Annotated in this window: 11 protein-coding genes, 3 tRNA genes and 1 pseudogene; 3 read left to right on the top strand and 12 right to left on the bottom strand. The window is 61.9% G+C overall.

Annotation, left to right across the window (positions count from 1 at the left end; all coding sequences use genetic code 11):
* Positions 1-65: 65 nt before the first annotated feature.
* The 7 genes from P3T16_RS26495 to tig form a co-directional block, all read right to left on the bottom strand.
* Positions 66-142: transfer RNA gene (locus P3T16_RS26495), tRNA-Asp, on the bottom strand.
* A 47-nt stretch (positions 143-189) separates the two neighbouring features.
* Positions 190-265, bottom strand: a tRNA-Val gene (locus P3T16_RS26490).
* Positions 266-353: 88 nt separating this feature from the next.
* Positions 354-626, bottom strand: coding sequence for an HU family DNA-binding protein (locus tag P3T16_RS26485; protein ID WP_007585907.1), 273 nt, complete (start codon positions 624-626; stop codon positions 354-356).
* Between the two features lie 373 nt (positions 627-999).
* The gene (gene lon / locus P3T16_RS26480; protein ID WP_429256407.1) at positions 1,000-3,417 is read right to left on the bottom strand and encodes an endopeptidase La; all 2,418 of its coding nucleotides are present in this window, start codon (positions 3,415-3,417) and stop codon (positions 1,000-1,002) included.
* Positions 3,418-3,619: 202 nt separating this feature from the next.
* Positions 3,620-4,891 (bottom strand): ATP-dependent Clp protease ATP-binding subunit ClpX, encoded by a 1,272-nt coding sequence (gene clpX / locus P3T16_RS26475; RefSeq protein WP_228883413.1) that lies wholly within the window; start codon positions 4,889-4,891, stop codon positions 3,620-3,622.
* A gap of 197 nt (positions 4,892-5,088) precedes the next feature.
* Complete coding sequence (gene clpP / locus P3T16_RS26470) at positions 5,089-5,742, bottom strand: ATP-dependent Clp endopeptidase proteolytic subunit ClpP (RefSeq protein ID WP_429256408.1); 654 nt, start codon at positions 5,740-5,742, stop codon at positions 5,089-5,091.
* Positions 5,743-5,886: 144 nt separating this feature from the next.
* Positions 5,887-7,233 carry a trigger factor gene (gene tig / locus P3T16_RS26465; RefSeq protein ID WP_429256409.1) on the bottom strand — a complete coding sequence of 449 codons (1,347 nt, stop codon included), beginning with the start codon at positions 7,231-7,233 and terminating at the stop codon, positions 5,887-5,889.
* A 440-nt stretch (positions 7,234-7,673) separates the two neighbouring features.
* On the opposite strand from tig, the gene P3T16_RS26460 reads away from it, so the two are divergent.
* On the top strand, positions 7,674-8,819 hold the full coding sequence (locus P3T16_RS26460) for a glycerate kinase (protein WP_429344517.1): 1,146 nt from the start codon (positions 7,674-7,676) through the stop codon (positions 8,817-8,819).
* 64 nt (positions 8,820-8,883) lie between these two features.
* Entirely contained in the window at positions 8,884-9,336 is a 453-nt protein-coding gene (locus P3T16_RS26455) for a MarR family winged helix-turn-helix transcriptional regulator (protein WP_429256411.1), read from the top strand.
* A gap of 75 nt (positions 9,337-9,411) precedes the next feature.
* Here P3T16_RS26455 and P3T16_RS26450 read toward each other — a convergent pair whose 3' ends face one another.
* The 3 genes and pseudogenes from P3T16_RS26450 to P3T16_RS26440 form a co-directional block, all read right to left on the bottom strand.
* A complete protein-coding gene (locus tag P3T16_RS26450; RefSeq protein ID WP_429344516.1) occupies positions 9,412-10,407 on the bottom strand; it encodes a 2-dehydropantoate 2-reductase in 996 nt (331 codons plus the stop codon).
* A 7-nt stretch (positions 10,408-10,414) separates the two neighbouring features.
* A pseudogene (locus tag P3T16_RS26445) lies at positions 10,415-11,201 on the bottom strand (class II aldolase/adducin family protein).
* A 193-nt stretch (positions 11,202-11,394) separates the two neighbouring features.
* Entirely contained in the window at positions 11,395-12,228 is an 834-nt protein-coding gene (locus P3T16_RS26440) for a squalene/phytoene synthase family protein (RefSeq protein ID WP_429256414.1), read from the bottom strand.
* A 227-nt stretch (positions 12,229-12,455) separates the two neighbouring features.
* On the opposite strand from P3T16_RS26440, the gene P3T16_RS26435 reads away from it, so the two are divergent.
* Positions 12,456-12,542 (top strand) — tRNA-Leu (locus P3T16_RS26435).
* 69 nt (positions 12,543-12,611) lie between these two features.
* On the opposite strand, the gene P3T16_RS26430 is transcribed toward P3T16_RS26435, so the two are convergent.
* Both P3T16_RS26430 and P3T16_RS26425 read right to left on the bottom strand, forming a co-directional pair.
* The gene (locus P3T16_RS26430; RefSeq protein ID WP_429344515.1) at positions 12,612-13,886 is read right to left on the bottom strand and encodes a DUF1501 domain-containing protein; all 1,275 of its coding nucleotides are present in this window, start codon (positions 13,884-13,886) and stop codon (positions 12,612-12,614) included.
* 63 nt (positions 13,887-13,949) lie between these two features.
* Complete coding sequence (locus P3T16_RS26425; RefSeq protein WP_429344537.1) at positions 13,950-15,536, bottom strand: DUF1800 domain-containing protein; 1,587 nt, start codon at positions 15,534-15,536, stop codon at positions 13,950-13,952.
* Positions 15,537-15,627 lie beyond the last annotated feature (91 nt).

Raw genomic sequence — 15,627 nt, 5'->3', positions numbered from 1 at the left:
GAACGCCCGATATTACAACAGCGGGCAATAAAAAAGGCGAACCGGAGTTCGCCTTTCGAAGATGCTGGCGGAGTGGACGGGACTCGAACCCGCGACCCCCGGCGTGACAGGCCGGTATTCTAACCGACTGAACTACCACTCCTTATTGCTGCACATTCACTGCACGTTCGTTGCTACGACATCTGGAACTGGTGGGTGCTGAGAGGCTCGAACTCCCGACCTACGCCTTGTAAGGGCGCCGCTCTACCAACTGAGCTAAGCACCCGTTCCACGATGCGCTGCACGTCGAACTATCCGCTGACCAGGGGAACTGCAGAAGGTAGCTTTTACAAGACCCTCAGTCAGCGAGCCTATTAGTTTAGCGCATCCTTCAGCGCTTTACCAGGCCTAAATTTGGGCACCTTGGCTGCCTTGATCTTGATCGCAGCGCCTGTGCGCGGGTTGCGACCCGTGCGAGCCGTGCGCTTGCCAACGGCAAACGTACCGAAACCGACCAGCGTAACCGAGCCACCTTTCTTCAACGTGCCTTTGACGCCACCAATCACAGCATCGAGTGCACGTCCCGCCGCAGCTTTCGAAATATCTGCTTGTTGCGCGATGTGATCGATCAATTCTGTTTTATTCATTCCAGCCCCCGAGAATGTTATTGGGCAATCGTGATAGCGCCTTTGGCGCCGGTTTATAAGCAGGCACGGCGCAAATCGCCGGGCCCGCTAATTAGAATTGGCCGAAACCCTTGTGTCAAGCGGGGTTGAGCCTGATTAGGGCGCACATTCTGCATGAGATTTATGACGGAATTTTGCGCACGATCGATGCGCGCGCAACCAGTTCGGTGCGGGCAGACACCGGTTGCGCAAATGGTGGGATACAGGCGCCATCTTGACGCTGCGCAAACGTACGCAAAGGCTTCAGACAAGAAAAAACCCGCGGCCAGGCCGCGGGTTTCGGTGCTACAGCTGACAGCAGACAGCAGACGCTACAGGATCCGTTTTGAGTCGATCAATGCTTCACGACTTCGGTTGCGGGATCCTTGGCCGGTTCAGCTGCCACCGGCGCGGCCTTCGGTTCTTCTTCCGGCAGCGGCTGCGGCGTACGTTCGAGCGCGAGTTCGAGCACCCTGTCGATCCAGCGGACCGGCATGATTTCGATCGCGTTCTTCACGTTGTCCGGAATCTCCGTCAGATCCTTGACGTTTTCTTCCGGAATAAGCACCAGCTTGATGCCGCCACGATGCGCCGCCAGCAGCTTTTCCTTCAGGCCGCCGATCGGAAGCACTTCGCCGCGCAACGTGATTTCGCCCGTCATCGCGACATCGGCGCGCACCGGAATACCAGTCAGCACCGACACCAGCGCAGTCGTCATCGCGATACCCGCCGAAGGACCGTCCTTCGGCGTCGCGCCCTCTGGCACGTGGATGTGAATGTCCTGTTTCTCGAACGCTTCGTCCTTGATGCCAAGACGACGCGATCGCGAGCGGACCACCGAGCGCGCAGCTTCGACGGATTCCTTCATCACGTCGCCGAGCGAACCCGTGCGAATCACATTGCCCTTACCCGGCATGACCGCAGCTTCGATCGTCAGCAGATCGCCGCCGACTTCCGTCCACGCGAGGCCCGTAACCTGACCGACCTGGTTTTCCTTCGCAGCCAGACCGAAGTCGTACTTGCGCACGCCGAGGAAGGTATCGACATTGCTGCCGTCGACCTTCACCGCGCCTTCCGCCTTCTTCAGCAGAAGCATCTTCACGACCTTGCGGCAGATCTTCGAAATTTCACGCTCGAGCGAACGGACGCCCGCCTCACGCGTGTAATAACGAATGATGTCGCGGATTGCTGATTCCGCCACATCGACCTCGCCGTCCTTCAGGCCGTTGTTCTTCTTCTGCTTCGGCAGCAGGTAACGTTGCGCGATGCTGACCTTTTCGTCTTCCGTGTAACCCGACAGGCGGATCACTTCCATCCGGTCGAGCAGCGGCGGCGGAATGTTCAGCGAGTTCGACGTCGCGACGAACATCACGTCCGACAGATCGAAGTCGACTTCGACGTAGTGATCGGCAAACGTATGGTTCTGTTCCGGATCAAGCACTTCCAGCAGTGCCGACGACGGATCGCCGCGAAAATCCTGACCCATCTTGTCGACTTCGTCGAGCAGGAAAAGCGGATTGCGCACGCCGACCTTGGTCAGGCTTTGCAGGATCTTGCCGGGCATCGAACCGATATACGTACGACGGTGACCACGAATTTCGGCTTCGTCGCGCACGCCGCCGAGCGCCATACGCACGAACTTGCGGTTCGTTGCGCGTGCGATCGACTGTCCAAGCGACGTCTTGCCGACGCCCGGAGGCCCAACGAGGCACAGGATCGGCGCCTTCACCTTGTCGACACGTTGCTGGACCGCGAGATACTCGAGAATGCGTTCCTTCACTTTCTCGAGACCGAAGTGGTCTTCGTCGAGCACGCGTTCCGCATTCGAGAGGTCGTTGTTGACCTTGCTCTTCTTGCGCCACGGCAGCCCGATCAACGTATCGATGTAGTTACGCACGACCGTCGCTTCCGCCGACATCGGCGACATCAGCTTGAGCTTCTTCAGCTCGGCGTCGGCCTTCTTCTTGGCTTCCTTCGGCATGCGCGCAGCGGTGATGCGCTTCTCGAGTTCTTCGAGATCCGCACCTTCTTCGCCTTCGCCCAGTTCCTTCTGGATCGCCTTGACCTGCTCGTTCAGGTAGTACTCGCGCTGGCTCTTTTCCATCTGACGCTTCACGCGTCCGCGGATGCGCTTTTCGACCTGGAGAATGTCGATCTCGGCTTCGAGTTGCGCGAGCAGATGCTCGAGGCGCTCGATGACCGGGAACATCTCGAGAATATGCTGTTTCTGGTCGAGCTTGAGCGGCAGATGCGCGGCGATCGTATCGGCCAGACGCCCTGCTTCATCGATGCCCGAAAGCGAAGTCAGAATTTCCGGCGGGATCTTCTTGTTCAGCTTCACGTACTGGTCGAACTGCGACACGATCGCCCGGCGCAGCGCTTCAGTTTCGGCGCTGTCGGCGTGGTCGGGTTCGAGCGGCATGACTTCGCACGAAAACTGCGTTTCCTGCTCTTCGATCGAGAGCGTTTTCGCGCGCTGAAGGCCTTCGACGAGCACCTTTACGGTGCCATCGGGCAGCTTCAGCATTTGCAGGATGTTGGCGATACACCCTACTTCGTACATGTCCTTTTCGGTCGGCTCATCTTTTGCAGCCGTTTTCTGGGCGACGAGCATGATGTGCTTGCCGCCTTCCATCGCTGCTTCGAGAGCCTTGATCGACTTCGGGCGGCCTACGAAGAGCGGAATCACCATGTGCGGGAATACGACTACGTCACGCAGCGGGAGCAGCGGGAGTGTAGTGCGTTCCGGCGGGAGGAGTTGGGTTCCTGACATTTCATTTCCCCATGAGTGGAATCAGTTCGTTCGATAGGTGAGGCCAGCAAAAAAGATTGCAAGGCCTCCGCGTGTGGGAAAAGTTCAGTGACTCCGAAGGTTCAGTGACTCCAATAGAGAAAACAACCAGCCTGACCACAAGATAAACGAAAAAGCCGTTCACGTCGCCATGAACGGCTTTTTGCAGACCCCTTCATGCTGATCAATTCGAACCCGCGACCTTGGGCGCGTCTTCGTAGATCAGCAACGGTTTGCCGTCGCCATCGATGACGTTGTCGTCGATGATGACCTTGCTTACGCCTTTCATCGTCGGCAACTCGTACATCACATCGAGCAAGGCCTGTTCCAGGATCGATCGCAGACCCCGTGCGCCCGTCTTGCGGCGAATCGCCTTGCGCGCCACCGCCTGCAACGCACCCGGACGGATCTCCAGCTCGACCCGCTCCATATTGAAGAGCTTGTGGTATTGCTTGATGAGCGCGTTCTTCGGTTCGACGAGAATCTTCATCAGCGCGACTTCGTCGAGCTTGCCAAGGGTCGCAACCACCGGCAGACGGCCGATCAGCTCCGGAATCAGGCCGAACTTGATCAGATCTTCCGGTTCCACTTCGCGCAGCACTTCGCCAGCGTCGCGGTCCTGCTTGCTCTTGACGCTCGCGCCAAAGCCAATACCCGTCTTTTCCGTACGGTCGACGATGACCTTTTCGAGGCCATCGAACGCGCCACCGCAGATGAACAGGATATTGGTCGTATCGACCTGGATGAAGTCCTGATTCGGATGCTTACGACCACCTTGCGGCGGCACCGACGCCATCGTGCCTTCGACCAGCTTCAGCAGCGCCTGCTGCACGCCTTCGCCCGACACATCGCGGGTAATCGACGGGTTGTCGGACTTGCGGCTGATCTTGTCGATTTCGTCGATGTAGACGATGCCGCGCTGGGCCTTGTCGACTTCGTAGTTGCAGTTCTGGAGCAGCTTCTGAATGATGTTCTCGACGTCTTCACCGACGTAGCCGGCTTCCGTCAGCGTCGTTGCATCGGCAATGACGAACGGCACGTTCAGGAGACGCGCGAGCGTCTGCGCGAGCAGCGTCTTGCCGGAGCCCGTGGGGCCGATCAGCAGGATGTTGCTCTTCGACAGCTCGATTTCGTCTTTCTTGTCGAGATGCTTCAGGCGCTTGTAGTGGTTGTATACCGCGACCGCGAGGATTTTCTTCGCACGTTCCTGGCCGATCACATATTGATCGAGGATTTCGCGGATTTCCTGCGGACTCGGCAGATCGGACTTCGACAGGCCCGTCTCCACGCCGGAGCCAGCGGCCTCGTCGCGGATGATTTCGTTGCACAGATCAATACATTCATCGCAGATGAATACCGACGGTCCAGCAATCAGCTTTTTGACTTCATGCTGACTCTTGCCGCAGAACGAGCAATACAACAGCTTTTCGCTGTTAGAACCTTTTTTGTCCGCCATAGATGTGTGAGCCTCCGGACACTCGATTACATGATACGCCGTTTGCTCCAGCCTCACAGTCGGCCCAGGACGACGTGCAAAGCTGGGACGGCGTGTTCGCCGCAGGCGCTCAGGGACGGGTCAGATGCTTCTCATTGGAATTTCGTCTGACCCCTTGCCCTGATTTGGGGCACATCGCACCCGATCAGGGACGCCGCTTAAGGCCGCTTGTGCAGAACCTGGTCAACCAGACCGTAAGCCTGCGCGTCGTCACCCGACATGAAGTTATCACGATCGGTATCGCGCGCAATGCGCTCGACCGGCTGACCCGTGTGATGCGCGAGCAGCTGGTTCAGACGTTCCTTCAGGTACAGGATTTCACGTGCCTGAATTTCGATGTCCGACGCCTGCCCGCGTGCGCCGCCGAGCGGCTGGTGAATCATCACGCGTGCGTTCGGCAGCGTGAAACGCTTGCCCTTCGCACCCGCCGCAAGCAGGAATGCGCCCATGCTTGCCGCGAGACCCATACACAGCGTCGAGACGTCGGGCTTGACGAACTGCATCGTGTCGTAAATCGCCATGCCGGCCGATACGGAGCCGCCCGGGCTGTTGATGTAGAAGCTGATGTCCTTGTCCGGATTTTCGCTTTCCAGGAACAACAACTGCGCCACCACGAGATTGGCAGTCTGGTCGTTCACTTCACCGACCAGAAACACCACCCGCTCCTTCAACAGACGCGAATAGATGTCGTACGAACGCTCGCCACGTCCGCTCGTTTCCACGACGATCGGAACGAGCCCGAGCGCCTGCGCCTCGAGGTCCCGGGGCGCGTGGGAGGCTAACGTGTCCAGCAATTGAGCGCGAAAGGTCATGCAGTGGATCCTTGTCTGGAATGTTCTTGTTCGTGAGGCAGGTGTGTACGACGACGCCAGTTTCAAGCCCGCACGATACGCCGGACATAAAAAAACGGCGTGCGGGCCGTCGCTCCGACAGCCGGCACGCCGTTACAACGACGCTTATGCCTGCGCCGTCGCGCTTGCCAGCTCTTCGAAGCTCACTTCCTTGTCCGTCACTTTGGCCTTGCCGAGAACGAAATCGACGACGTTGGCTTCAACGACGTACGCTTCCATTTCCGCCAGGCGCTGCTGGTTCGAATAATACCAGCGGACGACTTCCTTCGGGTCTTCGTAGCTTTTCGCGAATTCGTCGACTTCAGCGCGGATCTGTTCCGGCTTGGCCTGCAGTTCATTCGCCTTCACGAGTTCAGCCAGCACGAGACCGAGCTTCACGCGACGTTCAGCCTGTTCAGCGAACATTTCAGCCGGGATCGGTGCGTCGGCAGCGTTCGGCACGCCGCGTTGCTGCAGATCCTGACGCGCCATCTCGACGAGGCGTTGCTGGTCCTGTTCGATCAGCGCCTTCGGCACGTCGAGTTCCGAGATCTTCAGGAGCGCGTCCATGACCTGGTTCTTGACGATCGCCTGCGTGCGACGCTTTGCTTCGCGTTCGAGGTTGTCCTTGATTTCGCCGCGCATCTTGACCTGATCGCCGTCTTCGATACCGAGCGACTTCGCGAATTCAGCGTCGATTTCCGGCAGGTGGGGCCATTCGATCTTCTTCATCGTGACCGTGAACTGCGCCGTTTTGCCAGCGACGTCCTTGCCGTGATAGTCAGCCGGGAACGCCAGATCGAATTCCTTCGACTCGCCGGCCGTAAGGCCTGCCGCTGCCTTTTCGAATTCCGGCAGCATGCGGCCTTCGCCGAGCACGAATGCGAAATCGTCGGCGCTGCCGCCCTGGAACACTTCACCGTCGATCTTGCCGACGAAGTCGACCGTGACGCGGTCACCTTCTTTCGCTGCCGTTTCGCCGCCGCCGTCGCCATGTTCGCCGGCTTCACCGCGTGCGTGGTAATGGACGCGCTGCTTGCGGAGAATATCCAGCGTGCGGTCGATTTCCGCTTCGCTGATCGTAGTCGTGGTGCGTTCGATTTCAGCCGTCGCGACGTCGCCCAGCTTCACTTCAGGGTAAACCTCGAACGTGGCGTCGAATGCGTAGTCGCTTTCCGCGGCGTCGGTCTTCGGCGCGAAGCTCGGCTGACCAGCAACGCGCAGGTTTTCCGCGCGGCTGATATCGAAGAATTCCTTGCCGACCTTGTCGCTCAGCACTTCAGCTTCCACCTGGCCCGAATACTGTTGCGTCACCATTTTGAGCGGCACCTTGCCCGGGCGGAAGCCCGGCATACGCACATTCTTCGCCAGCTGGCGGATACGCGAGTCCACTTCCTTCCGAACGGTGTCTTTCGGCAGGGAAATCGTTACGCGGCGTTCGAGCTTGCCGAGGTTTTCAACAACGTTAGCCATGGCTTCAATCGTCCTAAAATTATTCGAGCGAATCAGTTATCTTTGCCGTGCTGCCTCTCGATGCCGCCTTTTGACGCCCGGTTCCGGGCACAGCCTGCATCGATCGCGCACCTCTCGCCGCGGGCCCTCGGGGCGCCTGCAACACGGTTTGGGTCAGAAGAGCCGAATATTTTAGCAAACTATTTGCGCGCCTAGCCGGGATTCGATGTTTTGCCGGTTTTTTCCCCGTCATCGGGTCCATATCCGGGTCTTTTCCCCGTCTACGGTCGCCCCATTCCGTCCACCGACGATGTGGGCGCCCGCACGGCTCGCCCCGTTCGATAGCCTCTATGCCATCCGGCATATTCAGCCGTCGACGCCATGCTGCTAAGCTATCGCACACGCTCGAACTTCAGCCTGCTGGAGTCCGCGTCGCCCGACAACAACCTACACGAGACACCATGCCGAATCCGTCGTCCACGCCTGTCGTCGTCATCGCTCCCGATTCTTTCAAAGGCTCTCTCGGCGCCGATCAGGTTGCCGCAGCCATCGCTGCCGGCATTCAGCGCGCGCGACCGGACGCGGTCGTGCGCATCTGTCCGATGGCCGATGGTGGCGAAGGTACGCTCGACGCCATGCTCACGTGCGGCGGCAAGCGTTCAATGCTGACGGTGAGCGGCGCGGCAGGCCCGGCACGCGAGGCAGCCACAGGCCTGCTCGCAGACGGCAGCGCGATCATCGAAACAGCGGAAATCGTCGGGATTACCGATCCGGTCGGCATGGGTGTGCCGGTCGAAGCACGCAGCACGCGCGGCATGGGTGAAGCGATCCGCGCACTGCTCGATACCGGCGTGCGGCGGTTCTTCGTGGCACTCGGCGGCAGCAGCACGAACGATGGCGGCGCGGGCCTCCTCGTCGGGCTCGGGCTGAAGCTGTTCGATGCACAGGGGCAGGAACTCGAGCCCACGCCGGAACACCTTGCGAAACTTGCGCGCGTCGACGCATCGCAACTTGACGCGCGGCTCGCCGGCGCGAGCTTCACGGGCATGTCCGATGTCGATAATCCGCTCACCGGCGAACACGGTGCAACCGCCGTGTTCGGTCCGCAGAAAGGTGTCAGGTCCGAGCAGGTCGGGCAGATCGACGCTGCCCTCGCCCGTTTCGCCGATCTGCTCGAGCCCGCGCTCAACCGTACGGCGCGCAATGAGGCCGGCGCAGGCGCGGCGGGCGGCCTTGGATTCGCGCTTCACATGCTCGGCGCGCAGTTTCAGCCCGGCGCGGAAGTCGTCGCGCAGCAGATCGGGCTCGACACCGCGCTCGAAGGCGCCAACTGGCTGATCACGGGCGAAGGCCGGTCGGACGTGCAGACGCTGCACGGCAAGGCGCCGTTCATCGCGTGCCGTCATGCGCAGGCTAGAGGCGTGCCCGCCACGCTGCTGTCCGGCGCTGTCGATGCCGCCGCGCTTCCCCGTCTTTCAGAGCACTTCACCGGCTGCTTCTCACCCGCACCGGGACCGGTCACGCTGGAAGTCGCGATCCGCGACGCAGCGCGGCTGCTCGAGAACGAAGCGGAACAGCTCACGCGGCTGAAGTACGGCGCGCGTTGACCCGCTCCGCGGATGCGGCAACAATCACAGCGGCACGATTGCATCCACCCAACCCGGGAACATCATGAAGGCATCCGCCAAAACCGGACTCGAGCAGTTCCTGACGTATCGCCTGCATGTCCTGAACAAGCTTGCCGAACGCGGCATTGGCGAACGCTATCAGGAGAAGCTCGATGTCACGCTTCCGGAAGCACGTGTGATCGCGTCGGTGGGGTCGTTCGGGCCGTTTTCGATCATGGATCTGGCGCGGCACGCGAATCTCGACAAGAGTCAGGCGAGCCGCGCGGCCGAGGCGCTCATCCGGCAGGGGCTCGTCAAGCGGGAAGCGAGCGAAGAAGATGGCCGCGTCGTGCTGGTGTCGCTGACAACTGAAGGACGCGCGCTCTATCGTCGCGTGATGCCGATCGCGCGCAAATGGAATGTGGATCTGTTCGCGTGCCTCGATGAGAAGGAACAGGCCACGCTCAGCGATGCGCTCGACAAGGTCATCGAAAGCATGCTGGCGCGCGAAGCCTGATTCGCATTAAAGCGCGCTGCTCCGCACTGCCGGCCGCTGCAGCCCGAGGCCTCGCGGCCGCCCCACCGTTGCCTGCTATTGGCCATTGTTGGCCGCGCGCTGACGCAGCAGCCCGAGCACGGCATCGCAGAACGGCGTCGGTATAGCGAGCTTGCGGCCGAGCTCGGGAAACACGCCGACAATCGGCCCGATCTCGAGCGGCCGCCCCGCCTCGAGGTCCTGCAGCATCGACGTCCGGAAGGCACCGAGTTTGCGCGTCACCGCTACACGCCCGGGCGCGGTCATGCCGGTGGAAAGACCGAGACGCGTGCCGATCGCGTCGGCCTCTTCCATCATCCTGAGTACGAGTGCGTGAGTGAGCGGATCGTCGAGCAGCACGTCCGCAGTCGATCCGCTCAGCGCGCTCAACGGATTCATGTTCATGTTGCCCCACAGCTTGACCCAGATCTCCGTGCGGATGTCGTCCGATACGGTGACGTCGAAGCCACCCTCGCGCATCGCGGCGGAAAACACGTTCGCCTGCACCTGAAGCGCGGTATCGGGTGCTCCCACGATCAGATGGTTACCGCGACCGCGCCGGATCACACCGGGCGCGTCGGTCGATGAAGACAGGTGCACGACGCACCCGATCGACTGTGCGGGCGGCAACGCGGCCGACACAACGCCGCCCGGGTCCACGGCTTCGATGTGCTGGCCGGCGAGCGGACCGCTCATGCCGTCCAGAAACCACCACGGCAGTCCGTTCATCGCAGCGACGATCACCGTGGACGGACCGATCATCGGCCGCAGGCTTTCCGCGACGCCGGGCAATGCCTGCGCCTTAAGCGCGACCACGACGAAATCCTGGACGCCGAGCCGCGCGGCATCATCGTCGGCGGTCACGCGTGAGGTGGTTTCGCCTTCGTCACCGTCATCGCCGACGATGCGAATGCCGTCGGCGCGAATCGCGTCGAGCGTCTTGCCGCGCGCGAGCACGCTCACGTCGTGGCCTGTCCTTACCGCCGCGGCGGCGATCAGGCCGCCGATCGCACCGGCGCCCACTACGGCTGTCCTGACTTGCGGAGAATTCATGACTGCGTTACTCCCTGTATGACGGATCGACACGATCGACCTGGCGCAGCAACGCGTCAAGCACGTCCTGACCCGCACCCTACCTCGGATCGAACTGCAACGCATCCTGCGTGCAGCGTTCGGCGATCTCGTCGGGAATGATGCGCGACGGTCCGAGCGCGGCCGTCGCCAGCTGGATCTCGCAGGCGCGATTGAGCGTCCACAGGCGCGAAAAGGTCTGAGCGATCGTCGCGCCGATCGCGAGCAGGCCGTGATTGCGCAAAATCATCAAGGACCTGTCACCCAGACTCGCGACGAGGCGCGGCCCTTCGTCGGCTCGCACGGTGATGCCTTCGAAATCGTGATACGCGACGGCGCCCGCGCAGCTGCGCCGAATAAAAGCTGGCGTTGTCCAGTCCGACCTGCGAGCAGGCAACCGCGAGCCCAGCGGTCGTATGGGTGTGCATCACGCAATGCGCGTGAGGCACCGTTCGATGGATCGCGGCGTGCACGACGAAACCGGCCGGATTGACACAGTATTTCGACTCCCCGACGACGCGCCCGTCGAGGTCGATCCTGACGAGATTCGACGCCGTCACCTCGCTGTAATGCAGGCCAAACGGGTTGATCAGAAAGTGCGTGTCAGGGCCCGGCAACCGGACAGTGATGTGGTTATAGATCAGCTCGGTCCAGCCCAGCATTGCGAAAACGCGATACGTGCCCGCCAGCTCGACGCGCAGCGTCCGTTCGCGTTGATTGCCGTGGTCGCTTCCGGATTCGGTGCTGCCGGAATGGATTTCATCGGTGGCTGACATTCCAGTCTCCTCGCCCGCGTTGCGGGCATGACACTGTCTTTCGACGCCAGGGTGCGTCAGCGCAGGATAGGAGGATCTGGTTGCGCGCGCAACCAACAGATCGCGGCGCACAGCCGCGCTTCAATCAGAAGAATGACCCCGACGAAGCCAGCATGCTGACGGGACAACCTCACTGCTGCCGCCGTCGGTCTGCTCAGCGCTGGCGCGCTGCGCGCCACGCGATCCACAGCTTGCGGATCGGCGTCAACGCGATCCGTTGATGCAGCACCTTGTAGCCTTCGCGTTCGATTTCGTCGAGCACGGCAACGGACAGCGCGGCCTGCGCGCGGAGCGTGCGTTGCGTCGGCCGTTCGTCCGCCGGGATGGCGGTGAGCGCGGCGGTGACTGCGTCGTGTGCGCGGGCCGTCTGGAAGCGCATCAGTTCGGTGAACGCATCGGTGTAACGGCGGTTGATCAGATCCGCCGCCGTTACATTGAAGCGCTGCATTTCGTCGATCGGAACATAGATGCGACCGTGGCGCGCGTCGTTGCCGAGTTCTTCGACGAACTGCGCGAGCATCAGCGCCTGACCAAGCGGCGCGGCCCAGTTCGACGCCTTCACCGGGTCGCGCGCAGTAGCGCGTGCGACGAGCGTCGCAAACGTACCGCCGACGCTCACCATATACCGCTGCAGGTTCGGATAGTCGAGATAACGCGCCTGGTCGAGATCCATCTCGTATCCGGCAAGCAGCGCCTGCAGCGATGGATATTCAGCCTCGACGTTTCCCTGGTACGCGGCCAGCGCCTTCGACACCGGATGCGACGGTTCACCTGCGGCAAGCGCCGCGATTTCCTTCTGCCACCACGCGAGCTTCGTACGACCGATGGTCGGATCGCTCGTTTCCTTGACGGTCTCCTCGAACTCGCGGCGCAACGCGAACAGGGCGGTCAAAAGCGGCTGGCGGGCGACGGACGCCTGACGTAGCGCGTAATAGGCGCTCGAACCAGGCGGCGCGGCTTTCTGCTGGCAATAGTCGTCGAAATTCACTGGATTGGGGGCGTGAGGAATCGGATGCAGATGGCGCGCACCCTGCGGTGCGGCAAGCCGAAAATTGTAGCATCGCGATCCATGTCGCAGATGCAGACAAGCGTTGGCCAATCGGTTAGAATTTCGCGCTTACGCTTTCGGACGCTGCTTTTGCGGGCAATACACGCAATGAGGCGACGGGGGCGAGCCAGAACATCGGGTAGCGTGCTCACGCATTCCACCCGGCTGCGAGGATGGCGAAATTGGTAGACGCACCAGGTTTAGGTCCTGACGCCAGCAATGGTGTAGGGGTTCGAGTCCCCTTCCTCGCACCAGTCTTTTTCCCGGTTGACTCCAGCGGTCAACTCTTAGGGGTTCCACGCGCGCAAATCCGCGTCAGCCCGTCACACCCGCAACAGAGGCAGCGGCTCGAACCGCTGCTGAAGAATGCTCGCTGAGTCGAGCCCCCACCAGGACCCGAGCACCGTTGCGTACATCTGCCGGAAGTCGATGCCCACCGGCAGATTGCCGTTCCCGTCGAGTTGCGCGAGCACCGGCGGCACGCCGTACAGGCCGCCGCGCACACGCCCGCCCATCACGAAGTGCGGCGCCACGGTACCGTGATCAGTGCCATTGCTCTGGTTTTCGCGCGGACGCCGTCCGAATTCCGCGTACGTCATCACCAGCGTGTTATCCCAGCGGCCCATCTCGATCAGCGCCGATCTCATCGACACAAACCCTTCCGCCAGTTGCCTCAGCAAGGCAGCCTGCTGGCCGGGCTGGTTCTGATGCGTATCGAAGCCGTTCAACGTCAGACGGATTACGGCGACGCCCTGATCTTCCAAGGGTTTGCCTTGCGCCGTGTCGCCAGCCGCCAGCACCTGCATCGCTGTCTTGATGGATGTTCCGAACGCGCCCGACGCAAACGTCGTCTTCAGCTGGAGCTGGCCATCGCGCGCGCCGGGCACGGGACGCAAACGATCGGCGGCTTTCACGATGTCGTTCTCGACGTCGAGAATGTGCGCGAGTTCGGGGTTACGCTCCTGCAGTGAAACCGGCGTGACAAGCCGCGACGCGCGCACAAACTGCGCCGGATTGACAAGCGCGATTGCGCGCGCGCCGTTCGCGAGCGGCCCCATCTCCGCACTGCCGATCACGACGCCATCGGCGGCGAAACCGGCCGGCACTGGACGCTGCGCAAACGCCCGCGAAAGCCAGCCGTCGCGCAGATACTGATCCGCACGCGATGCGGTGTCCCAGATTTCGATCGAACGGAAATGCGACAGGTTCGGCTGCGGATAGCTCACGCCCTGCACGATGGCGAGCTGATGATCCTGCCAGAGCGGCATCAGCGGCAGCAATGCGGGATGCAGCGCCGTGCGCTCATCGAGCGGAATCATCTGCTCGCGTTTGATGCCGATGTTTTTGCGCAGTTGATAGTAAGCGGGATCGGCGTACGGAATGACCGTGTTCAGGCCGTCATTGCCGCCTTTCAGTTCGACGAGGATCAACAGATTGCTATAACCCCGCGCGCCCGACGTCGCACCCGACAAGTCCCGCGATCCGTCCGACACCGCGGCACCTTCGCGCGCCGCGCCCCACTGCGCGCCGAACGCCGCCGGCAACCACAGCGCGGCGCCTGCCGCCGATGTCATCGCAAGGAAATCGCGTCGTTTCATGCCGCACCTCGTTCGTCTTTTAGTTCGACTCTTTGCGCTCTTTGCACTTTCATCGACGCGCGCTCATTTCAGCTGGTACACCGGGTCCATCAGCAACGCTTCCAGATACGCACTGCCCGTCGAATCTGTCGCGATCGCATCGACGGGCGCAAGCGGCAGCACCGCGTGCTGTAACTGCAGTTCGGTCGAGAGCCCGGGCTTCGCGTCCGGCTTTGTGTTGTAGCGCGCGAGCCAGCCATCGAGGTCGAATCTGACGCCGCCCTGCCCGACGCGCGCCATCGCGCGCTGCATCGAGCCCGCCGCGTTGTCGCTCATGTCCATGGCATTACCGCTTTGCGTTCGACGCGGGCCCGCAGTTTCAGTCGCGCGAAACATCTGCTCGACGAACTGCTTGCGCGCGAGCAGCGTCGAGCTGTTGATCCACGTCTGGCCGCCTGGCCAGCCCTTCACATTCGGCGGATAGAACAGATTCTCGCCGAGATTGCGCGTCGCTGCGGCGAACGGCGCGGTGTTCTCGTAGCTGATGTCAAACGCGCGCAGCGTGCCGACCACGAACTCCACCGGCGACTTCACGAGCACACCGCGATTGTCGTCGCGCCAGAACGCGTCAGTGAGGAGCAGACCGCGCAGTGCGACCTTGATGTCGTAGTGACTCGCGCGGAAGCGGTCGGCAACGCTCGCAACCTGCGCGGCGCCCGGCGTGTCCGAGACAAACTCGCGCCACAGCCGCGTCGTGACGAACGTCGCGGTCTCCGGACGCGCGAGCAGGATATCGAGCATCTGATCGCCATCAAACGGACCGCTCTCGCCGAACACCGTCTTGCTGCCATCGTCGTGGAAATTCGGCCGCCAGAGATAGGTCTGCGTATCGGGATCGAGACTCCAGCCGGTGTAGGCGCGCGCCGCTTCCGATACGTCCTGCTGCGAGTAGTGGCCTTCGCCGAGCGTGAACAGTTCCATCACTTCACGCGCGAAATTCTCGTTGGGCTTCCCCTTGCGATTGCCCGCGCCGTCGAGATACAGCAGCATCGCCGGATCTTTTGCGACGTCGTGCAGCATCACGCCGAAATTGCCGAACGCTTCGCGGCGCAGCAGCGCGTCCTGCCGCGCCATGACCTGCGGAAACGGCACCTTGTCCTGACCGGACGTGAAGTGGTTGTGCCAGAAGAGCGTCATGCGCTCGGTGAGTGGCGAAGGCGTCGTCGCCATTTCGCGAATCCACCACGCGCGCAACTCCTCATAGCGCTGGCGACGCATCCGCTGTTCGTCGCGACGCTGGTCGGGCGTCCACGCCTTGCGTTCGGCGCGCGTCGGGAGCGGTTCGGCCGTCCATGCCGGCAACGGCGTCGCGGCCTCAGTGCGCACGCCGCCGAGCACCTTGTCGACCGCCTGCTCGCGTGTGAGCCCGACGTATTGCGCGACTTCATTGCTATCGGGTGCGAAGCCGGTGCGGGTGAGGAAGAGGCGCGCGTCGTCCGCGTCGAGGATGGCGTCCGTTTCGTCGCCCGCTTTCAATGTGACCGCATGATGCTTCGGCCGGGCCGCATGCGATGCGCCGTCCTGCGCAACCGCAGTCGAAGTCGAAGTCGAAGCTGAAGCCAGCGCTGGCGCAATGCCGGCGCCCAACGCGAGGCAAACGAGCGCCGGCATCAAGCGATTGAGCGTGAGGAAGGTTTGCATCGTCCATTGTCCCTGAACGTAACGTGATGCGAGCGCATCAAAGGAAGGCGTTCGCGCCGGC

The organism is Paraburkholderia sp. GAS42 (assembly GCF_050436565.1).
Taxonomy (GTDB): domain Bacteria; phylum Pseudomonadota; class Gammaproteobacteria; order Burkholderiales; family Burkholderiaceae; genus Paraburkholderia.
The sequence above is the reverse complement of the archived record's forward strand: the minus strand, read 5'-3'. Positions and strand labels throughout refer to the sequence as shown.